This is a genomic window from Kribbella sp. NPDC055110 (genome assembly GCF_053607525.1).
In genome coordinates this window covers 30,609-52,072 of the sequence record NZ_JBSGTS010000023.1, presented here as the reverse complement: position 1 = coordinate 52,072, position 21,464 = coordinate 30,609, and the positions used below count along the sequence as shown (strand labels likewise).

At 69.1% G+C, this 21,464-nt stretch carries 17 protein-coding genes; 10 read left to right on the top strand and 7 right to left on the bottom strand.

Translation table 11 applies throughout. From position 1 onward, the window contains the following. Position 1 precedes the first annotated feature (1 nt). Genes ACWF0M_RS29010 through ACWF0M_RS28995 form a run of 4 tightly spaced genes read left to right on the top strand, consistent with a single transcriptional unit; the run spans position 2 to position 5,303 of the window. Positions 2–1,975 (top strand): ATP-binding protein, encoded by a 1,974-nt coding sequence (locus ACWF0M_RS29010; protein WP_452238890.1) that lies wholly within the window; start codon positions 2–4, stop codon positions 1,973–1,975. After that, a complete protein-coding gene (locus tag ACWF0M_RS29005) occupies positions 1,972–3,129 on the top strand; it encodes an acyl-CoA dehydrogenase family protein (RefSeq protein WP_452238889.1) in 1,158 nt (385 codons plus the stop codon). The genes ACWF0M_RS29010 and ACWF0M_RS29005 overlap by 4 nt, the downstream gene beginning before the upstream one ends. Positions 3,130–3,142: 13 nt before the next feature. Further along, positions 3,143–4,699, top strand: a complete 1,557-nt coding sequence (locus ACWF0M_RS29000) for an AMP-binding protein (RefSeq protein WP_452238888.1) — start codon at positions 3,143–3,145, stop codon at positions 4,697–4,699. After that, entirely contained in the window at positions 4,692–5,303 is a 612-nt protein-coding gene (locus tag ACWF0M_RS28995; RefSeq protein ID WP_452238887.1) for a TetR/AcrR family transcriptional regulator, read from the top strand. Before ACWF0M_RS29000 ends, ACWF0M_RS28995 begins: the two co-directional genes overlap by 8 nt. 32 nt (positions 5,304–5,335) lie before the next feature. Here the strand turns inward: ACWF0M_RS28995 and ACWF0M_RS28990 are convergent, their stop codons facing one another. Continuing rightward, the gene (locus ACWF0M_RS28990) at positions 5,336–5,521 is read right to left on the bottom strand and encodes a hypothetical protein (RefSeq protein WP_452238886.1); all 186 of its coding nucleotides are present in this window, start codon (positions 5,519–5,521) and stop codon (positions 5,336–5,338) included. Positions 5,522–5,612: 91 nt separating this feature from the next. Here ACWF0M_RS28990 and ACWF0M_RS28985 point away from each other — a divergent pair, with 91 nt between their 5' ends. Further along, a complete protein-coding gene (locus ACWF0M_RS28985) occupies positions 5,613–7,061 on the top strand; it encodes an MDR family MFS transporter (protein WP_452238885.1) in 1,449 nt (482 codons plus the stop codon). A gap of 670 nt (positions 7,062–7,731) precedes the next feature. Here ACWF0M_RS28985 and ACWF0M_RS28980 read toward each other — a convergent pair. Further along, on the bottom strand, positions 7,732–7,905 hold the full coding sequence (locus ACWF0M_RS28980) for a hypothetical protein (RefSeq protein ID WP_452238884.1): 174 nt from the start codon (positions 7,903–7,905) through the stop codon (positions 7,732–7,734). Between the two features lie 228 nt (positions 7,906–8,133). Between ACWF0M_RS28980 and ACWF0M_RS28975 the strand changes: the two genes are divergently transcribed. The 4 genes from ACWF0M_RS28975 to ACWF0M_RS28960 all read left to right on the top strand — a co-directional run bounded on the left by ACWF0M_RS28975 (position 8,134) and on the right by ACWF0M_RS28960 (position 12,175). After that, a complete protein-coding gene (locus tag ACWF0M_RS28975) occupies positions 8,134–9,429 on the top strand; it encodes an XRE family transcriptional regulator (RefSeq protein WP_452238883.1) in 1,296 nt (431 codons plus the stop codon). A gap of 9 nt (positions 9,430–9,438) precedes the next feature. Next, the gene (locus ACWF0M_RS28970; protein WP_452238882.1) at positions 9,439–9,990 is read left to right on the top strand and encodes a GNAT family N-acetyltransferase; all 552 of its coding nucleotides are present in this window, start codon (positions 9,439–9,441) and stop codon (positions 9,988–9,990) included. A 68-nt stretch (positions 9,991–10,058) separates the two neighbouring features. Then, positions 10,059–10,955 carry an oxygenase MpaB family protein gene (locus ACWF0M_RS28965; protein WP_452238881.1) on the top strand — a complete coding sequence of 299 codons (897 nt, stop codon included), beginning with the start codon at positions 10,059–10,061 and terminating at the stop codon, positions 10,953–10,955. A 20-nt stretch (positions 10,956–10,975) separates the two neighbouring features. Further along, a complete protein-coding gene (locus ACWF0M_RS28960; RefSeq protein WP_452238880.1) occupies positions 10,976–12,175 on the top strand; it encodes an ROK family transcriptional regulator in 1,200 nt (399 codons plus the stop codon). Between the two features lie 655 nt (positions 12,176–12,830). Here the strand turns inward: ACWF0M_RS28960 and ACWF0M_RS28955 are convergent. Continuing rightward, a complete protein-coding gene (locus tag ACWF0M_RS28955; protein WP_452238879.1) occupies positions 12,831–13,427 on the bottom strand; it encodes a ParA family protein in 597 nt (198 codons plus the stop codon). A gap of 289 nt (positions 13,428–13,716) precedes the next feature. Next, positions 13,717–14,577, bottom strand: coding sequence for an NAD(P)-dependent oxidoreductase (locus ACWF0M_RS28950; protein WP_452238878.1), 861 nt, complete (start codon positions 14,575–14,577; stop codon positions 13,717–13,719). 42 nt (positions 14,578–14,619) lie between these two features. Here ACWF0M_RS28950 and ACWF0M_RS28945 point away from each other — a divergent pair, with 42 nt between their 5' ends. After that, positions 14,620–17,430, top strand: a complete 2,811-nt coding sequence (locus ACWF0M_RS28945) for a BTAD domain-containing putative transcriptional regulator (RefSeq protein ID WP_452238877.1) — start codon at positions 14,620–14,622, stop codon at positions 17,428–17,430. On the opposite strand, the gene ACWF0M_RS28940 is transcribed toward ACWF0M_RS28945, so the two are convergent. The 3 genes from ACWF0M_RS28940 to ACWF0M_RS28930 are packed head-to-tail and all read right to left on the bottom strand — an operon-like array spanning position 17,408 to position 21,398. Next, positions 17,408–18,361: an ABC transporter substrate-binding protein gene (locus tag ACWF0M_RS28940; protein ID WP_452238876.1), complete on the bottom strand. Its 954-nt coding sequence runs from the start codon at positions 18,359–18,361 to the stop codon at positions 17,408–17,410. The genes ACWF0M_RS28945 and ACWF0M_RS28940 overlap by 23 nt on opposite strands. Further along, positions 18,358–20,328 carry an ABC transporter permease gene (locus ACWF0M_RS28935; RefSeq protein WP_452238875.1) on the bottom strand — a complete coding sequence of 657 codons (1,971 nt, stop codon included), beginning with the start codon at positions 20,326–20,328 and terminating at the stop codon, positions 18,358–18,360. Before ACWF0M_RS28935 ends, ACWF0M_RS28940 begins: the two co-directional genes overlap by 4 nt. After that, the gene (locus ACWF0M_RS28930) at positions 20,328–21,398 is read right to left on the bottom strand and encodes a quaternary amine ABC transporter ATP-binding protein (protein ID WP_452238874.1); all 1,071 of its coding nucleotides are present in this window, start codon (positions 21,396–21,398) and stop codon (positions 20,328–20,330) included. Before ACWF0M_RS28930 ends, ACWF0M_RS28935 begins: the two co-directional genes overlap by 1 nt. Positions 21,399–21,464 lie beyond the last annotated feature (66 nt).

Sequence of the window (21,464 nt, the reverse complement as noted above, 5' to 3'; positions counted from 1 at the left end):
GATGATTTCTTCCGTACTCGTCGCCAACCGCGGCGAGATCGCTCGGCGGATCTTCCGGACCGCTCGGTCTCTCGGCCTGTCGACCGTTGCGGTGTACTCGACGGCCGATGCGCGGATGCCGTACGTCGACGAGGCGGATGCCGCCGTACACCTTCCTGGCAACGCCCCGGGTGACACCTATCTGCGGGCCGAGTTGATCGTCGACGCGGCCCGGCGGGCGGGCGCGGACGCCGTACATCCGGGGTACGGGTTCCTGTCGGAGAACGCCGCGTTCGCGCAGGCGGTGATCGACGCGGGACTGACCTGGATCGGGCCGCCGGTGGATGCGATCTCGTCGATGGGGTCGAAGATCGAGGCGAAGAAGTTGATGGCGGCGGCCGGGGTCCCGGTCCTCGCCGAGCTCACTCCGGCCGAGGTTTCGGCATCCGATCTGCCCGTGCTGGTGAAGGCGTCGGCGGGCGGTGGCGGGCGTGGGATGCGGGTGGTGTCGCGGTTGGAGGACCTCGCCGCGGAGATCGATGCGGCGTCGGCGGAGGCGTTGTCGGCCTTCGGTGACGGGACCGTGTTCTGCGAGCGGTACCTGGCGACCGGGCGGCACATCGAGGTACAGGTCATGGCCGACCAGCACGGCACGATCTGGGCGGTCGGCGAACGCGAATGCTCGATCCAGCGCCGCCACCAGAAGGTGGTCGAGGAGGCCCCGTCGCCTCTCGTCGAACGCATCCCGTCGATGCGCGCGGAACTGTTCGACGCGGCGCGGAAGGCGGCCGCGGCGATCAACTACGTGGGCGCTGGGACGGTCGAGTTCCTCGCGGACGAGGAGGGCGCGTTCTACTTCCTCGAGATGAATACGCGTCTCCAGGTGGAGCACCCGGTGACGGAGGAGACGACGGGCCTGGATCTCGTCGAACTGCAGTTCGCTGTCGCGGCGGGTGAGCGACTGCCGGCGGATCCTCCGCCCACGGTCGGGCATGCGATCGAGGTCCGCTTGTACGCCGAGGATCCGTTGAAGGACTGGCAGCCGCAGACCGGTCGGCTGCACCGCTTCCAGGTCGGCCACCTTTCCGGAACAAATTCGTCAGCTGGTGGCAGAAATGTTCCGGAAAGCGGGCTGCGCGTGGATTCCGGGGTGGAGGATGGCTCGGAGGTTTCGCCGTACTACGACCCGATGCTCGCGAAGGTCATCGCCTACGGGTCCGATCGCACCGCGGTGGCGCGGCGCCTGGCCGGGGCGTTGGAACGCGCGACGATCCACGGGGTCGGGACGAACCGCGAGCTGCTCGCGTGGATCCTCCGGCACCCGGCGTTCCTAGCGGGCGACACCGACACCGCGTTCTTCGAGAAGCACGGGGTGGGGCCCGGGGTCGACGAAGCGGTGGTGCGGGTGTCGGCGCTCGCGGCCGCGCTGGCGGATGCGGCGGGGCGTCCCGCGAGCGCCCCGGTGCGGGTGCCGAGCGGGTGGCGGAATCTGGCGTCGCAGCCGCAGCGCAAGAGCTACCGCGTGGGCGACGTGGTGCATGAGGTCACCTATCGACACACCCGTGTCGGCTTGGTTGTTGACGGCAACATCACGCTTCTGGACAGCACGCCGGAGCGGGTGGTGCTGGAGGTCGACGGTGTACGACGATCCTTCGACGTGGCGGCGTACGGCGGCGGGACCTCGCGCGACGGGCTCGTGTGTGTGGACTCGTCGCTCGGAAGCGTGCGTCTCGTTCCGGTGGAGCGGTTCGTGGATCCGGCTGATCAGGTCGCGGCCGGATCGTTGGTGGCGCCAATGCCGGGAACCGTGATCCGGGTCGGTGTTGCGGTCGGTGACGCGGTGAAACAAGGGCAGCCGCTGCTGTGGCTGGAGGCGATGAAGATGGAGCATACGATCGCCGCCCCGGCGGACGGGGTCGTCGGTGAGTTGAAGGTGGAAGCAGGACAACAGGTCGAGGTCGGCGCCGTACTGGCAGTGGTTGGGGAGAACGCATGAGTTTCGTCGAATCGGAAGAGCGCTCGGAGCTGCGGAAGGTCGTCGGCGAGCTGGGCAAGAAGTACGGGTACGAGTGGTTCAACCGGCAGGCTCGCACCGGCGGTCACACCACCGAGCTGTGGCTGGAGGCCGGCAAGCTCGGGTACCTCGGTGTGAACCTCCCCGAGCAGTACGGCGGCGGAGGCGGCGGCATGGCCGACCTGTCCATCGTCCTCGAGGAGCTCGGCGCGGCCGGCTGCCCGCTGCTGATGATGGTCGTGTCACCGTCGATCTGCGGCACGGTGATCTCGCGTTTCGGCACCGACGAGCAGAAACAGCAGTGGCTCCCCGGTCTCGCCGACGGTACGACGATCATGGCGTTCGCGATCACCGAACCGGACGCCGGCTCGAACTCACACCAGATCACCACCACGGCCCGCCGTACCGAGAACGGCTGGTCGCTGACCGGGCGCAAGGTGTTCATCTCCGGACTCGACGTCGCGAAGGCGATCCTGGTCGTCGGGCGCACCGAGGACGCCCGCACCGGGAACCTCAAGCCGGCGCTCTTCATCGTCCCGATCGACGCGCCGGGCGTGGAGTTCCGGCAGATCGAGATGGACCTGATCAGCCCGGACAAGCAGTACGCGTTGTTCCTGGACGACGTACAACTGCCCCGCGAGGCGCTCGTCGGGTCCGAGGACGCGGCGCTGATGCAGCTGTTCGCCGGCCTGAACCCGGAGCGGATCATGGCGTCCGCGTTCGCGATCGGCATCGCGCGGCACGCCCTCGGCAAGGCAACGGCGTACGTCAAGGAGCGACAGGTCTGGAAGGCTCCGATCGGTGCGCACCAGGGTCTCGCGCACCCGCTCGCGCAGATCAAGATCGAGCTCGAGTTGGCCCGCCTGATGATGCAGAAGGCCGCAGCACTGTACGACGCGGGCGACGATCTCGCGGCGGGTGAGGCAGCGAACATGGCGAAGTACGCCGCCGGCGAGGTCGCCGTACGCGCGACCGATCAGGCCGTGCAGTCGCTCGGCGGGAACGGTATGACGGTCGAGTACGGCGTCGCCTCGCTGGTCGCCGCCGCTCGCGCGACGCGGATCGCACCGGTGAGCCGGGAGATGATCCTGAACTTCGTCGCACAGCACAGCCTCGGACTGCCCAAGTCGTACTAGAAGGAGTGGGGCAATGATCATCACGAGTCAGTTCCCGCCGGTCGAGGTGCTCGACGTACCGATCCACGACGCCGTACTCGGCAGAGCCCAGGAGTACGGCGACCGCCCGGCGATGGTCGACGGCGTCACCGGGAAGGAGCTCAGCTACGCCCAGCTGGACCACCTGACCCGGCGGGTCGCGGCCGGGCTGGCCGAGCTCGGCATCCGGCACGGTGACGTAATCGCGCTCTACAGCCCGAACACGATCCTGTACCCGGTGGTGTTCTACGGCGCCACTCGGGCCGGCGCGACCGTGACCACGGTGAACGCGCTGTACACCGCGGACGAGCTGCACAAGCAGCTGACCGACTCGAAGGCGAAGTTGCTGGTGACGATTTCGCTGTTCCTGCCGGTCGCGACCGCGGCGATCGAGGGTACGGACGTCTCGGAGATCTTCGTCTGCGACCAGGCCGAGGGGTACCGCTCGGTGCAGGAGCTGTTCGCGTCCACGGGTCCGGAACCGGTGGTGACGATCGATCCGGCCGTGGATGTCGCGGTGCTTCCGTACTCGAGCGGCACGACCGGCGCCGCGAAGGGCGTGATGCTGACGCACCGGAACATCGCGACGAACATCTCGCAGGCGGAGGTGATGATCACGCTCGCCGAGGAGGAGCGGATCATCGCGATCCTGCCGTTCTTCCACATCTACGGGCTGTCGGTGTTGATGAACCTGCCGCTGCGGCTCGGCGCGACCGTCGTCGTCCTGCCGAAGTTCGAGCTGCAGCAGTTCCTGACCACGCTCGACGAGCAGCGGATCACGCGGGCGTTCGTCGCGCCGCCGATCGTCCTGGCGTTGGCGAAACATCCGGCCGTGGACGGCGTCGACCTGTCGGCTCTGAAGCACGTCACGTCCGCGGCGGCGCCGTTGGACGGCGAGCTGGCCGAGGCGTGCGCGAAGCGGCTCGGGTTGCACGCCGTACTGCAGGCCTACGGGATGACCGAGTTGTCGCCGGGCACGCACGCCGTACCGCAGGACGACCTGGACCCGCCGCCCGGTGCGGTCGGCAAGCTGTTCCCGTCGACCGAGATGCGGCTGGTCGGGGCCGACGGGAACGATGCGGGCGAGGGCGAGATCTGGATCCGCGGGCCGCAGGTGATGAAGGGGTACCTCGGGCGGCAGGCGGAGACGGACGCGACGGTCGACCCGGACGGCTGGCTGCACACCGGCGACATCGGGCGGGTGGACGCGCGCGGATACCTGTACGTCGTGGACCGGGTGAAGGAGCTGATCAAGTACCACGGGTACCAGGTGCCGCCCGCGGAACTGGAGGCCGTGCTGCTCACCGACGACCGGATCGCGGACGCGGCCGTCATCGGGGTCGATGCGGACGGCAACGAAGTACCGAAGGCGTTCGTGGTGCCGATGCCGGGCGTTGCGCTGACGCCGGAGGACGTCATAGAGTACGTCGCTGCGCGGGTGGCGCCGTACAAGAAGATCCGGCAGGTGGAGTTCATCGACGCCGTACCGAAGGCAGCGTCGGGGAAGATCCTGCGGCGGGAGTTGCGGGCTCGCGAGGCTGCCCGTGAGTGAAGTTCTCAAGGCGCCTCAGCAGGACCGGTCGCGGGCGACGCGGCAGCGGTTGCTGGAGGCCGCGGTCGAGTCGCTGGCCGAGGTCGGGTACGCCGCGACGACGGTGTCGGTCGTCGCGGCGCGGGCCGGGGTGTCGCGGGGTGCGGCGCAGCATCACTTCCCGACGCGGGCGGACCTGTTCGCGGCGGCGGTCGAGTACATGACCGAGGTGCGGCTGGCGGAGATCCGCGCGCAGGCTGCCGCGTTGCCGAGCGGGGCGGGGCGCACCGAGGCGATCGTCGGGATGCTGGCGGACGTGTACACCGGTCCGCTGTTCCGCGCCGCACTGCACCTGTGGGTGGCGGCGTCGACAGAGGAGGCGTTGCGGCAGCAGATCGTGCGGCTGGAGTCACACGTGGGTCGGCAGGCGCACCGGGCCCTGCTGGAGGTGCTGGACATCAATGAGCGGACTCCTGGTGTGCGGGAGACCGTGCAGGGCGTGCTGGACATGGCACGCGGTCTGGGGCTGGCTGACCTGCTGAGCGACGACAGCGCGAGGCGGCGCGGCGTCGTACGTCAGTGGAGCCGAATCCTCGATCAGGCCCTCCGCGACCCTGGTGTGTGACCGAAGGCGCGCCGAAACAGCAGACTGATCGGCTATGCCCTGAACGAACCGGCGTAAGTGCGGGCTGCTCGTTCCGCGATGCGGCGGTCGACCTTTGCCGCTAGTTCGTCCGGTGTGCATTCGGTGACGTACGGCTCGAGGAAGGTCGGCGCGGTGCCGCCGGTGCCGACGTTGATCGCGATCGGCAGCAGCACCAGCGCGAGCGACACAGTCACCACGACCGTCCTGCTTCGTCGTACACCCGGGACGTCCAGTAGGCGGGCTGCGGGTAGGGGAATAGTTGTCGGTTCACATACATTGGTTGGTGATATGACTACGGAGCGGATCGACCGGACGGGTGTGGGGCTTCGGTCGGAGCGAGGGCCGATCCTGCTCGCGGTGATGCTGAGCATCGGGCTGGTCGCGATCGACGCCACGATCCTCGCCACCGCCGTACCGTCCGTCGTCGCCGACCTCGGCGGGTTCACCCAGTTCCCCTGGCTGTTCTCGATCTACCTGCTCGCGCAGGCCGTATCGGTGCCGATCTACGGCAAGCTCGCCGACCAGCGCGGGCGGAAGCCGATCATGCTGCTCGGCGTCGGGCTGTTCCTGCTCGGGTCGGTGCTGTGCGGGTTCGCCTGGAGCATGCCCGCGCTGATCGCGTTCCGGCTCATCCAGGGGCTCGGCGCGGGCGCGATCCAGCCGATCGGGATGACGATCGTCGGCGACATCTACACGGTCGCGGAGCGGGCCAAGGTGCAGGGCTACATCGCCAGCGTCTGGGGGATCGCGTCGTTCGTCGGCCCGACGCTGGGCGGTGTGTTCTCCGACTACCTCTCCTGGCGGTGGATCTTCTTCGTGAACATCCCGCTCGGGATGGCCGCCGCGTGGGTGCTCGTCCGCCGGTTCGACGAGAAGGTGATGGAGAAGACCAGCCACCGGATCGACTACGCCGGCGCGATCCTGCTCGCGGTCGGCGGTTCGCTGCTGCTGCTCGGGTTGCTCGAGGGCGGCGTGATGTGGGCCTGGGACTCGCCGACGAGCATCGTGATCCTGGCCGCGGCCGTCGTACTGCTGATCGCGTTCGTGCTGGTCGAGCGGCGCGCGGCCGAGCCGATCCTGCCGCTGTGGGTGCTCGGCAAGCGCGTGCTCAACTCGGCGAACTCGGCCGCGTTGCTGATCGGGTTGCTGATGATCGGCCTGTCGACGTACGTGCCGCTGTTCGCCCAGAGCGTCCTCGGTACGTCGGCCCTCGTCGCCGGGTTCACGCTCGCCGCGATGACCCTCGGCTGGCCGATCGCGGCGTCGCTCGCGGGGCGGATCTACCTGCGCGTCGGCTTCCGTACGACGATGTCGATGGGCGCCCTGATCGTCGTCATCGGATCCGGCGTGCTGCTCACGGTCAACGCCACGAGCGCCGTACTGCACCTCGCCGCGGCCTGCTTCATCATCGGCATCGGGCTCGGGTTCTCGGCGTCGCCGTCGGTCGTGGCGGCGCAGTCGTCGGTCGAATGGCAGACGCGCGGTGTGGTGACCGGCGCGAACATGTTCGCCCGCTCGGTCGGCAGTGCGGTCGGGGTTGCCGTCTTCGGCGCAGTGGCGAACGGCGTCGTCGCCGCCCGTCTCGGGGACGACCACGCGGACCTGGAGAAGGTACCGGCCGGGGTCCTGGCTCCCGCGATCCACGACGTCTACTACGGCGCCGCCGCAGCCGCCCTCCTCCTCGTCGTAGCCGTCCTCTTCATGCCCAACCGCATCACCGAACGCCCACTCCGCTAGCTTGGCCACTCCTCGCGTACCCGGTCCGCGACTGCGGCGGACCCGCCGTACAGCCAGACGCCCGTGTACATCAGCACCCGGTAATCACCCCGCGGTGGCGTTGAACAGGTTATTTCCTGTGTCCTGGCCCCGGTTCCTGTGCACCGGACCTGGGGCGGACATTTAGCGGTCCAGGGCGGTCACGAAGCGGGTCAGGAGGGCGGCGAACGTGGCTTGGTCTTCGGGGAGCCAGTTGGCCATTGCGGCGGCGAAGTGGGTGCGGCGGTGGGTGTGGACCAACCTGGCGTGAGAACGACTGAAGGCTCCGAGTGTGACCGCCCAGGCGCGGCGCTCACACTCGGAGCCGGCCACCTCAAGGGGGAGGTTCCCGGTGAGGTGTCGGGAGCCTCCGGTGTCCTACCGCCCAGGACACTCGGCCCTGCCTGGCCCGAGGTGTCGGCCAGGAGGTGGGTTGGAACGGCTGGGCGGCGGCGATACAGGGAACTCAGCCGCCAAGCCCAGCCGGGTCAGGTGGGCGGTGCGGTCCGGAGCTGAGGAGTGCTCCGGACCGCACCTTGGGTTTCGTCCGGGACTGAGGAGTGCCACGGACCTTCCAAGCGCCGACCCTGAACGTGAGGAGACTCCAGGGTCAGCAGACCGGGTCTGAGGAGGACCCGGAAATCTGCGGTTTTCAGTCGATCGGGTCGAGCGGGCCGAGCAGGTCGTTCGTGACCTTGAGACCGGCGAAACGGCGCCGCATCGCCTGTTCGTAGCGGGCCGCCAGCGGCGCTTCCGCGACGTACTGCGCGATCACGTGCTCGCCGAACCAGACCCGGACTCGGCGCCGGTGCTGTCTCGACGTCATTTCCGCGATGGTCACAACCTCTCACCCCGTAACTCTCAGCCCTTGCAACCAGTTGGACTTACTGGTTGTCATGGCAGTAATGGTGCACGAGCCCAACGTGACCGCTCTAGGACCTGGACCGGACCTTTGCCGGACCTCTTCCGGTCCTCTCGCGGACATCTGGGGGACAGCACCTTGTCGTGGGGCACAAGTCGAGACAACGTCTGACTGACGTGAACGGGAGGAACGATGGCGAGTAGGTATGCGCCAAAGACGGTCCTGGCGTACCTGATCCAGCGCCGGAACCAGACCTACTCCGAGATCGTCGCCGAGTTCGTCGAGCTGGGTGGAACCATCACCGAGCGGCACCTGCGTCGCCTCGCATCGGGCGAGCGCGCAGGGACCACTCCTCAGACCCGGCGCACCCTGCAACGTCTGTTCGGCAAGCCGGTCGAGGAACTCCTCGCGCCGTACGTGCCGGAACAGGCCGCCCAGGTGGTGCCGGCACCTGCCGCGAGTGGACGGATCACGACAGGTAATGAGATGGAGGTTCTCGACATGGCTGCCAGCCGCGCGAGGGCATTTGCCCTCGCGGCCCAGTCCGGTCTCGGAAGCGAGGCCATGGAACAGGTGTACGACGACGTACGCCACGCCGCCCAGGCGTACCCGCAGCGTCCACTCCCGGAGATCCTCGGCCAGCTGGTCGAGACGCAGGACCTGGTGTTCGGCCTGCTGGAGAGCCGCCAGCGCCCGGAGCACCACCGCCAGCTGTACTTCCTGGCCGGCGTCACCGGCGGTCTGCTCGCCAAGGCTTCCCACGACCTCGGCAACCCGCACGCCGCACTGACCCAGGCGCGGACCGCGTTCATGTGCGCCGACAACGCTGACCACCACGGCCTGCGCGCCTGGGTGCGCGGACTGCAGTCGCTGGTCTCCTACTGGGCCGGCAACCCGCACGACTCGGTGCGGTACGCGCAGCTCGGCGCCGGGTACGCGGAGCAGGCCAACAGCACCACCAGCGTCTGGCTCCCGGTCAGCGAGGCCCGTGCGTGGGCCGCGCTCGGCAACCCGGAGGCCACCCGGGCCGCCCTGGAGCGCGCCGAAGAGGCGTGGAACTCGGTCCACAACGACGACCTGGACGACATGGGCGGCCTGTGCACGTTTGGCCGCAACCGTCAGCTGTACTACGCCGCCGACGCGCTCGCTCAGCTTCCCGGTGAGGTCGAGCAGGCGCAGAGGTACTCGAGCCAGGCCGTCGACGCGTACACCGACCAGAACCACCCGGAGTGGGCCTTCGGCGACGCCGCCGGCAGCCACGCCGCGATGGCGATCACCCGGATCGCGAGCGGCGAGCTGGACGGTGCGGCGGACGCACTGGCTCCGGTGCTGACGCTGCCGACCGAGCGCCGGATCAACGGCGTGGTGCACTCGGCCCGCCGGGTCCACCAGGCCCTGCGGCAGTCCGGTCGGGCCGACGACGCCCGCGAGCTGCAGGAGGAGATCGAGACCTTCACCCGGACCCCGATGCAGACCTACCCCCGGTAGCCTGCGCGGATGGAGGAGCTCAGCGGACGGCTGACAGTACTGCGGGAATTCCGGACAACCGATCTCGACGACTACCTGGCCATCGCCGGTGACGACCGGGTCACCACCTGGATGGCGTTCGACAGCTACGACCGCGCCAAGGCCGAGCAGAACCTGGCCGGCATCGTGGCGCGGTCCGCGCAGGAGAACCGTCCCGACTACATGCTCGCCGTGACCCGGCCGGACGACGATCATGTGATCGGGTTCGGCCGGATCGCGCCGAGCGGGCCGTGGGCCGCCAAGCTCGGGTACGCGATCGGCGCGGACCACTGGGGCCAGGGGTACGCCACGGACGCGGCCCGGGTGCTGCTGGGCTTCGCGTTCGGCGCTCTCGGCCGGCACCGGGTCACGGCCGCGATCGGCCCCGAGAACGAGGCGTCGATCGCGGTCGTCAAGCGCATCGGCTTCACCTACGAGGGCCATCTCCGCGACCACGTCTTCACCAACGGCGCCTGGCGCGATTCCCTGCTGTACTCCCTGCTTGAAGCCGAACATGCACCCGCGAGCCACCCGCAACCTTGACGCGCGGAGCGGGCCCGGCATCTGGCTCTACACCAACCCGATTTTCGTCGACGTGGTCTAGTTGTGGTGTGGTGGTCAGCCAACTGAACCCGCTCCGGGACGAGCTCGCGCGGATGATTCTGACGAAGGTCGCGGGGCCGGATCCGCGCGCCGAGCGCGACCGGGTGCACAAGACGCCCGGTCCGCGCTGGTTCGCGCCCGAGAGCCCGATCCGGCGGGTGCACGGGGACGCGTCGATGTTCGCCGGGGGACTGCGGGCGTTGCTGCTGCAGTCGTTGCACCCGCTGGCGATGGCTGCCGTGGCGGCGCACTCCGGGTACCGGGGCGATCCGTGGGGACGTCTGCGGCGTACCAGCTACTTCCTGGCGATCACGACGTACGGCGCTGTCCCGGACGCCGAGGAGGCGATCGCACATGTCAGGTCCGTGCATGAGCGCGTCCGCGGGACCAGCCCGGACGGGGTGAAGTACCGGGCGTCTGACCCGCACCTGCTCAAGTGGGTGCATGTGGCCGAGGTGGACAGCTTCCTCGCGGCACACCAGCGCTACGGCGCGCATCCGCTCAACGCGACGGAGCAGGATCAGTACGTCGAGGATGCGGCGCTCGTGGCGGGCAAACTCGGGGTGATCGACCCACCGACCACGGTGGCCGAGCTGCACGACCTGCTGAAGCAGTACCAGCCTGAGCTCCGCGGTACGACGGAAGCGCGCCAGGCCGCCCGCTTCATGCTGGTGCACCCGCCGGTGCCGTGGGCCGTGCGGCCCGCGTACGGCGTACTGACGGCTGCTGCGGTCGGGCTGCTGCCGTGGTGGACCAGGCTGCCGCTGCGGCTCCCGTACCTCCCGCTGGCCGAGCGGACCGTCGTACGGGCGGCAGGCGACGGACTCACCCGAACCATCCGCTGGGCCCTCGCCTCACCGACACTGGCCTCTCCAACTGTGGCAGAAACCGGCGCTGGGGCGTGACGCGCCGGTAGGTTGTTCTCGTGCCGCTGCGTCCTCATCGTCCCCTCCCGTTGGCCACTCCGGCGGGAGTCGAGGTACTGACCAAGATCCTGACCCAGGGGCCGATCCCGCGGGTGGAGATCGCGCGCCGGACCGGGCTGTCCCAGGCGGCCGTGACGAAGGCGGTCGCGCCGCTGATCGAGACCGGGTTCGTCACCGACCAGACGGCGCCGGCGGACGGCGACAGCCAGCTCGGGATCGGACGGCCGGTGAGCCCGGTGACCGTCGTACCGAGCAGCGTCTCGGTGATCGGCGTCAAGGTCACGCCGACGAGCCTGATCGGCGTCACCACCGACTTCACCGCCGGCATCCTCAACGTGCGGCACGAGGAGCTGGACAGCACCGACCCGGAGGCGGTGATCGAGCAGGTCGCCGGGCACGTGAAGGCGCTGATCGCCGCACTGAAGTCCGGTACGGCTGCAGCGGGTCCGCTCGCCGGGATCGGGATCGCGGTATCGGGCGATGTCGACGCGACCCACGGCGTGGTGCGCGACTCGCCGCTGATGGGCTGGCGCAGTGTCCCGGTCGCAGAGCTGCTCGGCAAACGGGTCCGCGTACCGATCGTGGTATCGAACGACGTCCGCGCGCTGACCGTGGCCGAGCACTGGTTCGGCGCCGGGGTGAACGCGGACTCGTTCGCCGTCGTGACGATCGGCTCCGGCATCGGGTGCGGGCTCTACATCAACGGCGAAGTGGTCTCTGGCGCGTACGGCGTATCGGGCGAGCTCGGCCACCTGCCACTCGCGCCGGGCGACCTGGTGTGTACCTGCGGCCGGCGCGGTTGCGTGGAGACCGTGGCGTCGTCGGACGCGATCCTGACGCGGACGCGGGAGACCACCGGGCGGGCGGACCTGGATCTGCCCGGTGCGATCAAGTTGGCGCACGAGGGCAACGAGCAGGCGCGCGAGGCGTTCGACCGGGCCGGTGAGGTGATCGGCTCCGCGCTGGCCGCGATGGTGAACCTGGTCGGGCCGGAGCTGGTGATCATCGCCGGCGAGGGCGTCGCGGAGTACGACCTGTACGAGCAACGGATGCGGCGCGCGTTCGCGGAGCACGCGTTCGGCGCGGCCGGGGACTGCCGGCTGATGCTCCGCTCACACACCTTCGACGACTGGGCCCGCGGCGCCGCCGCCACCGTCATCCGCTCGTACGTCCGCGGCGAACCACCCCTCCAACGCTGACCGCACGAGCGGACATCCGGCGCTCCGGTCAGATGTGGGCGTCGGTGGCGGCATCCGGAGACTCGCAACAGGCCATGGAGACCTGCAACCCGACATTCCCTGTCTCCCCCCACCAGCCCCTGTCTCCAGTCCCACCGCCCGCCCGCACAACCGCCCACACCACACCACCCCACGCACCGCCCGCACGCACCGCCCGCACCACACCACCGCTGGCCCGCACCGCACCACCCCACGCACCACCCGCACCGCACCACCGCCCGGTCCATCCCGTCGGCCGGCGCCGAGGTCGGGCGCGACGAGAGCCCTCCGCACAGGAGGGGATATCCGATGGTGTTGTGGCTTCTCCGTTGGTGTTAGAGGGGAGAACCCACAACGCCAGGGGATATCCGTTCTTGTGCCGGACGGGTGGCTGCCGGACGGGTAGGCGGGTGATGGAGTTGGTGGCGGGACGGCGGCTCGTGGCGGGTTGATGTGCACGCTCGACAGGTAGTGCACCGGCGAGACGGTGTACGCACGGACACGTTCACGCTCAGGTGCACTACCTGTTCACTGGACATGTCCTGTCGAGCGTGCACATCACACCAAGCCCGGCACCGCCCCGGAACCCGTCGACCACCCACACACCAGTCACAAGAGCCGGATATCCCCTCGAGTTTCAACTGCGGGCGGCGGCGAGGATTTTGCGCCAGACCTTCTTGTAGGACTCGAGGCCGTCGGCCGCGAGTGGGCCGGTGGGGCCGGCGGTGATCGAGACGCGCTCCGGGATGGTGCCCCAGACCGGGATGTTCTCCTCCGCGTACTGCTGCATGGCTTCCTGGTACGAACGCGTGTAGGTCCGCGCCGAGCAGATCACCAGGCCGACCGGGATGTGATCGGGAACCAGTTCCAGCACCGCCTTGACCCGGGGGGTCTCGACCCCGCCGACCCGCGTCGGCAGGATCACGATCCGGGCCCGTTCGAGCGCCTTGTTGAGCATCCGCTCGTGGGACGGCGGCATGTCGACGATGCCGATACCCTCGGGCGGAACCTTGTCCACCGCCTTGCTCAGCAGCCGCTCGGTCGGTGCCTCCGCGATCTCGATCCGGTTCAGGTGCTCGTCCTCGGACTCTGCGATCCAGTCCGCGGCGCTACCCTGCGGATCGGCGTCGATCAGAGTGGCTGTGCGACGGTTGGAAGATGCCAGCGCGGCCAAGTACACCGACGTGGTTGTCTTCCCGACCCCGCCCTTCAGTGCAGCTGTCACGATGATCATGGGAGAGAACTTACCCGGTTTTGTCCGAAAATCGGCGTGTCGTCGGCGTTGCTCCCGCACATCGTGATAGTTGCCCCTGGCCCGTGTGTACAAGCTCAAGCCCGCTTCAGCCTGAATCCTTTCGCCCGGCCGGTGCCTCTTACTCCCGAAATCGCACCCCGACGAAGGAGCACCTCATGACCTGGATCATCGTCGCGGCGGCCGTCACGGTCCTGCTACTCGGCACCTGCAGCGCGGTTGTCCCGCGGCAAACTTCAACGCGACTGCGCCGACGGGCAGTGCACGTTGACTAGTCGCCCTTCTTGACCAGTTCGACCAGTGCGCTCAGGCCGTCGGCGCCGTACCCGGCGGCGTCTGCGCGGGCGAACAGTGCGGCTACCGCACCCGGCACGGTCACGTCGAGGCCTGCCTCGGTGAATGCCTGTACGGCGTGCTCGGCTCCGACGGCCTGCATGTGGAGGTTGCTGTCACCGCCGTCGTGTGTGCCGGAGTCGATCGCGCCGGTCAGGATGCGGAGGAAGCCCATCGGACCGTCCGCGGTCAGATCGGTGAGCATCGTCGCGGCGTACGGGCGGAGTTTCTCCGCGCTGCCGACCAGGCTCGCCGAGTAGAAGTAGCTGATCAACGTGGTCCAGAAGATGTTCAGCATGGCCTGGTAGTAACGCATTGCCTGCCCGGGGTCGGTGCCGACGTGGTCGACCCGGCCGAGCACCTCCAGCGTCTCCTGGTGTGCGGCGACCGCTTCCGCGGGTCCGGCGTAGAACACGTACGAACCGGGCTGCCCGATCCCCGCTGGCGGCACCATGATGCCGCCGGTCACCAGCGTCCCGCCGCGCTCGGCCACCCATTCGGCCGCCCTCCGCAACCGCTCCGGGCTGTCCGAGCTGAGGTTGAACAGCACCCGCCCGCGCAGGTCCGCCTCGGCCAGCGACTCGAACATCGCGCCGGAGTCGACCTGACTGATCACGACGACCTTGCTCGCGGCCACCGCCTCGGCCGCGGTCGCCGCCGGTACCGCTCCCAGACCGTCCGCCTTGCCGGGCGTCCGGTTCCAGACGGTGGTCGGATGGCCGGTCGCGACGAACGTCCTGGCCATCGTGGACCCCATCGCACCGAGCCCGATCACTGTTACTGCTTCACGTGAACTCATGCACCCGATGCTCGAAGAACGCGCTACGGGTTTACTACGGGTATGTACTTCGGGGTGCTCGGTCCGCTGCTCGTGCGGACGGACGCCGGCGAACCGGTCGCCGTACCCGACACGAAGGTCCGGACGCTACTCCTCGACCTGCTGGCGAACCAGGGCCGCCCGGTCAGCGCGGACCGGCTGATCGACGACCTGTGGGGCGCCATGCCGCCGCGCAACGCGACGGGCACGCTGCAGGCCCGCGTCTCCCAACTGCGCAGCGCACTGGACCGTGCTGAGCCGGGCGCGCGCAGCCTCGTCCAGCACGGCCCCGCCGGCTACACGCTCACCGCAGACGTTGTCGACAGCAACATCTTCGAGCAGCACGTGCGGACGGGCCGGCTGCAGGAGGCGCTAGCTCTGTGGCGTGGACAGCCGTACGCCGACCACGAGTTCGCCCGGGCGACCCGCGAGCACCTGGAGGACCTGTACCTGACCGCGCTCGAGCAGCTGTCCGACCGCGGTGACGACGTACTGCAGCAGACGACCGCCCTGGTCCAGCAGCGCCCGCTCGACGAGCGGCTGCACGCCGTACACCTCAAGGCGCTCTACCGGGCCGGGCGCCAGCACGAGGCGCTCGACCAGTACGCCGAGCTCCGCAAGGCACTGGCCGAAGAGCTCGGCGCTGACCCCGGGCCGGAACTGAAGGAGCTGCACCAGGCGATCCTGCGCCACGAGCTCCGCCGCCCGTCCTCGCTCCCGGAGCCGCTCAACGATTTGATCGGCCGCGACGAGACGCTGGCCGACGCACAACACCTGCTGGCAGCAAACCGGTTGCTGACGCTGGTCGGTCCCGGTGGAGTCGGGAAGACGCGTCTGGCGCTGGAGCTCGGCCGCAGCGCGAGCAATGCGCGTCTGGTCGAGCTCGCTCCGCTGCAGCAGGACGACGTACTGGAAGCGCTGGCCACCGCACTGGGTCTCCGCGACGAGTCAACCGACCTCTTCCCGCGGCTGCTCGATTCACTCAGCAACCGGCAGCTCCTGCTCATCCTGGACAACTGCGAGCACCTGAACCTGGCAGACCTGGTACGGCGTTTGCTCGCAGCAGCTCCCGGTCTACGCGTACTCGCGACCAGCCGCGAGCCTCTCGGCCTGACTGGTGAGCGAGTGCTCGACGTACCGCCCCTGACAGCAGCAGCCGCTAGAGAGCTGTTCCGGGCCCGGGCCGGTGTCACCGACGACGTGACCGCGATCTGCGCACGGCTCGACGGCATTCCGCTCGCGCTGGAGCTGGCCGCGACCCGTGTGCGCGCACTGGGCGTCCAAGGACTCGCCGAGCGGCTGGGCGACCGCTTCCGGTTGCTGACCGGCGGCAAGGGTGGTCCGGAACGCCAGCGCACGCTGCGAGCCACCATCGACTGGAGCTGGGACCTGCTGGACGAGGAGGAGCGCCAGATGCTCCGGAGACTCGCGGTCCAGGCCGACACGTTCTCACTGGAGGCGGCGGCCGAAGTGAGCGATCTGCCCGAGCACCTCCTGCTGGCACTGGTCGACAAGTCGCTGGTGGTCGCTAGCGGCGGTCGGTACCGATTGCTTGAGTCTGTCGCTGCCTACAGTCTGGAACGGCTGAGCGAGGCCGGCGAGGAGACAGCCGTCCGTGGTCGGCACGCGGCCTACTACCTCGCGCTCGCACGCCAGGCCGACCTGCACGGGCCTGGCCAGCGGGAGTGGCTTCGGCGGCTCGACCAGGAGGCAGCGAACTTCCGGGCCGCTCCGCCGTCACTCGAGCTCGCGACGGCGCTCGCGTGGTACCGGTACTTGCGCGGCCGGCTCGGCGAAGCACGTCGTACCCTCACCGCCGCTCTCGCCTTGCCCGACCAGGAGCCAGCGCTCCGTGCGCAGGCCATGGTCTGGCTGGCGGGCATGGCGGCGACCGACGCCCAGGGCACCGATGCTGCAGAAGCCGGTGAGGAAGCGCTGCGAGCCGTCGGCGACGACCCGCACGCGCTCTGGTTCCTGACGATGACCCGCTGGGCGTACGGCGACGCGGAGGTGCTGTTCACGCGGATCGACCGGGCGATCGAGGCGTTCACCGAGCGCGGCGACCGCTGGGGTCTCGCGGCGGCGCTGAGCACGCGCGCGCAGCTGAACATCGTGCGCGCGGATCTGGGCGCGATGCGCCGGGACAGCCTGCGTAGCCTCGAGCTGTTCGACGCGCTCGACGACGACTGGGGCCGGCTGCAGGCGACGTACACGCTGATCGTGGCCGCCGAGATCAGCGGTGACTACCCGACCGCTACGGCGTACCTGGAGGAGGCGATCCGGCACGCGGAGGATCTCGGGCTGTGGGCAGAGGTCTCGTTCCGCACCGCGGGCCTGGGCCGGATCGCGCTGCTGACCGGCGACTACGCGCGAGCCGACGAACTGCACGAGCGGGCCCGGCTGCTGGCGATCGAGCAGTCCAACAAGTCGGCCGAGGAGTACGCCGAGGTCGGTCTCGGCCTCACCGCCCGCCGCCAGGGCCGCCTCGACGACGCCGAGCGGCACTTCACCAAGTGGCTCGACTGGCTGACCCAGGTCGGCGGCACCCCCGGTATCGCGTTCATCAGCAACCAGCTCGGCTTCATCGCCGAACAACGCGGCGACTACGCAACGGCCCGTACCCTGCACGAGCGCGGCCTCCGGCTCGCCCAGGAGATCGGCGACCAGCGCGCGATCGCCCTCGCCCTCGAAGGCCTGGCCGGCGCGACCGAGAACCCCGCCCGCGCCCTAGCCCTACTCACCGAAGCAGCAGCCTTACGCCACCAAACCGGCGCCCCGCTCCCACCAGCCGAACGCTTCGACGTAGACCGAATTACTTGCCGAGCCAGGTGTTGACCTTGGGCTGATTGGTTTTGACCCATTTTTCGGCGGCCTGGTCGGGGGTCAGTTTGTCGACGGCGATCATCCGGGCGACGGCGTTCTGGTCTTCGTTGGTCCACTGGAAGTTCTTGACCAGGTCGTACGCCGGGCTGCCGGAGTCGGCGAACTTCTTCGAGACGATCTTGTCGAGGTCGTACGGCGGGTAGTCGCAGGCGACCTTCGCCGGAACCGCGTCGCAGCCCGTCTTGTATGTCGGCAGGTTGATCTTCACCAGCTTGACCTCGTTGAAGAACCACTGCGGCTCGTAGAAGTACGCGAGCAGCGGCTTCTTGTTCTTCTCCGCGTCCCGGAACGCCTGGATCAGCGCGGTCTCGCTGCCGCTCTGCACCACCTTGTAGTTCAGCGACAGGTTCGTCACCAGCGCCTCGTCGTACGTCACGTACGACGGGTCGCCGTCGAGCAGCTGTCCCTTGCCGCCGGACTCCGACGTCTTGAACAGGGCGGCGTACTTGTCGAGGTTCTTCCAGTCCGTGATGTCCGGGTACTTGGCGGCCATCCACGGCGGCACGTACCAGCCGATCACGCCTTTGACCCCGGTGGAGCCGGCTTCGACCGCGACCTTGTCGGTGGTGATGTACTTCTTCTTCAGGTCCTCGTGGCCCCAGTTCTCCAGGTTCACGTCCACCTCGCCGGTGGCGAAGCCCTGCCAGGCGATCTCTTCCTTGAGGTTCTTCTTCACCACCGTGCAGCCGAGGTCCTTGGTCGCGACGTACGCCACCACGGCGGCGTTCGCCTCGTACCCGACCCACGGGCTCACGGTCAGGTTGAACGTGCCGCAGTCCTTTCCCCCGGCGGCCGGCTTGTCCGCGCCGACCTTCTCCCCACCGCACCCGGCCAGCGCGAGCGCGACCGCCGTCAGCACACCGGCGTACCGGAGTTTCTTCACCGCTTGTCTCCCCTGCTTTTGAATTGAGTAGCGCCTTGGAAGTTCTGGGTACGGCGGGCCGCCGCCTGCGTGATCCGGTCGAGCATCACGCCCAGCAGGACGATCGCCAGCCCCGCGGCCAGCCCCTTGCCGTACAACTCGCTCTGCGCGAAGCCCGCCGCCACGTCGTACCCGAGGGCGCCCGCGCCGACCAGCCCACCGACCACGACCATCGAGAGCACGTAGATCAGGCCCTGGTTGACCGCAAGTGTGATCGCCCGCCGGGCCACCGGCAGCTGCACCTTGCTGATCACCTGCCAGGAGCTCGACCCGACCGAGTTCGCCGCCTCGACGGTCGCGACCGGCACCGCCTTGATGCCGTCCGCAACGATCTTGGTGGTCACCGGTACGGCGAACACCACCGCGGCCGCGATCGCGGTGAACCGGCTGGTCCCGAACAACGCCAGGAACGGCACCAGGTACACGAACGGCGGCATCGTCTGGCCCGCGTCCAGCACCGGCCGGATCCAGGTGTCGACCCGATGATTCCGCCCGGCCCACACGCCAAGCGCGAGCCCGACGGCCACGACCACGACCGTCGCGAGCAGCGTCGACGCCAGCGTGACCATGCTGTCCTGCCACACGCCCGTCGCCACCAGCAACACGAGGCACACCGCCGCCGGCACGGCACCTCGCCAGCCACCGAGCAGAAAGGCCAGCGCGACGACGACCACGGTCACGAGCCACCACGGCGACCCGGTCAGGAGCGCTTCGAGCGGGTTGAGGAGACCGATGGTGACCGCGTCCCGGACGCCGTACGTGAACCCGCCGAAGACGTCCTGCACCCATACAGTCACATCGGACGCGACGATCGCGATCCGCGAGCCCACGTTGACGTCCGACGGGAACTCGGCCGCCCATACGTAGGTGCGGGAGAACCAGACCGCGACAAGCACCGCGACGGCGCCCGCGCCGAGTAGGACCTTCCGCCGCACACTCGCCGTACGCCAGGGCCGGTCGCCCGCCGCCGTCGTCACCCGGTCGAGGACGATCGCGATTACCACGATCGCCAGCCCGGCGTTGAACGCGACGCCGACATCGAGTGTCTGCAGCGCCTTCAGCACGGTCTGGCCGAGGCCCGGTGCGTCGATCAGCGCGGCCACGGTCACCATCGAAAGCGCCGCCATGATGGTCTGGTTGATGCCGACGACAACGGTCGACCGCGACATCGGCAGCAGAACCGTCAGCAAGGTCTGACCACGGGTCGAGCCGAGCGAGCGCGCCGCCTCGACGCTCTCCGGCGGCACCGAGCGGATCGCGTGCGCGGTCAGCCGGACCGCGGGCGGCGCCGCGTAGATCAAGGTGGCGATCGTCGCCGCGGCCGGCCCGATCGCGAAGAACAGCGTCAGCGGCGCGAGGTACACGAACGTCGGCAGCGTCTGCATCAGGTCGAGCACCAGCGTGGCGACCTTGAACGCACGGTCCGACAACCCGGCCCAGATCCCGAGCGGAATCGCGACCAGCAACGACAGCAGCACCGCGGCGATGGTCAGCGCGAGCGTGTCCATGCTCTCCTGCCACAACCCCTGCAGCCCGACGAACCCGAGGCCCAACGCAGTCAGTACGGCGACCGTCCAGTTGCCGAACGCCCACGCGCAGTACGCCGAGATCGCGACCACCCCGAGCCACCCGATCACCGGGACCGGCCGGTCGTACGACGGCTGCGAGATGACGTTCTGCAGCAGTACGACGAAGTGGTCGACGACGATCCGGATCGCGTCGAAGAACACGTTGCCCTGGCCGACGTCGTCGCGGTGATCGGTCAGCCAGCGATGCAGCGGGGTGGTCTCCTGCCCGCCGAGGACGAGCGTGTCGATGCCGCGCAGGACGAAGTACGCCGCGACCCAGACGACGAGCAGCACGCCGACGATCACACTGCGCCGCGGCCGGCGTACCTCGACCTCGATGTCGCTCGTGATGGCAGCCATCAGGCGGTCTTGTCGTTCGGCGGCGCCACGACGGCGAGAATCTCCTCGTCGCAGATCACCCCGAGCAGCGTGCCGCCGTCCACGACCTTCACCGGGCGATCGGACTCGAGCACGAGCCGCGTCGCCTCCCGGACCAGTACATCGGGCCCGAGCTCCGGGCCGTCGAGCGGCTCGTCCGGACGCGGGTCACGAACGATCCAGCGCAGCGTGAGTACGTCGGCCCGCGGTACGTCGCGGACGAACTCGCGCACGTAGTCGTCGGCCGGCGCCCCGACCAACTCGTCGCCGGTGCCGAGCTGGACCGCGGCGCCGTCGCGCATCAACAGGATCCGGTCGCCCAGCTTCAAGGCCTCGGACAGGTCGTGGGTGACGAACACCATCGTCTTGCCGACCTCGCGGTGCAGCCGGACGACCTCGGTCTGCATCTCGCGCCGGATCAGCGGGTCGAGCGCGGAGAACGGCTCGTCGAACAGCAGTACGTCGGGATCGTTCGCGAGCGCCCGCGCCAGGCCGACCCGCTGCTGCATGCCTCCGGACAGCTGCTCGGGGTACATGTGCTCGTTGCCGGACAGGCCGACCAGGTCGATGACCTCCTGCGCACGACGCCGCCGGTCCGGCTTGCTCTCGCCGCGGATCTCCAGGCCGTACGAGACGTTGTCGATCACCTTGCGGTGCGGGAGCAGCCCGAAGTGCTGGAACACCATCGAGAACTTGCTCCGCCGCAGTGCGCGCAGCCGCTTCTCGTCGGCTGCGCGCAGGTCCTCGCCCTCGAAGACCAGCCGCCCGGCGGTCGGCTCGATCAGCCGGGTCAGGCACCGGACCAGCGTGGACTTGCCCGAACCGGACAGCCCCATCACGACGAACACCTCACCAGGTGCGACGTCGAAGCTCAGGTCGCGAACGGCCGCCGTACAGCCGGTCCTCGCGTACAGGTCCGCCCGGTCGAGCGCCGCCAGCTCCGGCCGGCGCGGAATCCGCTGGGCCTTCGGCCCGAACACTTTCCACAGGTTCTGGACGGACAGCAAGGCGTCGGATTCCTGGATGTCGGGGTACTCGAGCTGAGCGGTCACAGGTAAACCCTCGCATCCCCGCTGGCAGACACAACGTGAACCGGGACTCTACCCAACGACGAGACC

Bases quoted from the DNA above. Each gene is read 5' to 3' on its own strand.
- ACWF0M_RS28950 (WP_452238878.1), bottom strand. From the start codon at position 14,577: ATGAGTTCACGTGAAGCAGTAACAGTGATCGGGCTCGGTGCGATGGGG.
- ACWF0M_RS29010 (WP_452238890.1), top strand. From the start codon at position 2: ATGATTTCTTCCGTACTCGTCGCCAACCGCGGCGAGATCGCTCGGCGG.
- ACWF0M_RS28980 (WP_452238884.1), bottom strand. From the start codon at position 7,905: ATGACGTCGAGACAGCACCGGCGCCGAGTCCGGGTCTGGTTCGGCGAG.
- ACWF0M_RS28945 (WP_452238877.1), top strand. From the start codon at position 14,620: ATGTACTTCGGGGTGCTCGGTCCGCTGCTCGTGCGGACGGACGCCGGC.
- ACWF0M_RS28985 (WP_452238885.1), top strand. From the start codon at position 5,613: ATGACTACGGAGCGGATCGACCGGACGGGTGTGGGGCTTCGGTCGGAG.
- ACWF0M_RS28935 (WP_452238875.1), bottom strand. From the start codon at position 20,328: ATGGCTGCCATCACGAGCGACATCGAGGTCGAGGTACGCCGGCCGCGG.
- ACWF0M_RS29005 (WP_452238889.1), top strand. From the start codon at position 1,972: ATGAGTTTCGTCGAATCGGAAGAGCGCTCGGAGCTGCGGAAGGTCGTC.
- ACWF0M_RS28975 (WP_452238883.1), top strand. From the start codon at position 8,134: ATGGCGAGTAGGTATGCGCCAAAGACGGTCCTGGCGTACCTGATCCAG.
- ACWF0M_RS29000 (WP_452238888.1), top strand. From the start codon at position 3,143: ATGATCATCACGAGTCAGTTCCCGCCGGTCGAGGTGCTCGACGTACCG.
- ACWF0M_RS28970 (WP_452238882.1), top strand. From the start codon at position 9,439: ATGGAGGAGCTCAGCGGACGGCTGACAGTACTGCGGGAATTCCGGACA.
- ACWF0M_RS28955 (WP_452238879.1), bottom strand. From the start codon at position 13,427: ATGATCATCGTGACAGCTGCACTGAAGGGCGGGGTCGGGAAGACAACC.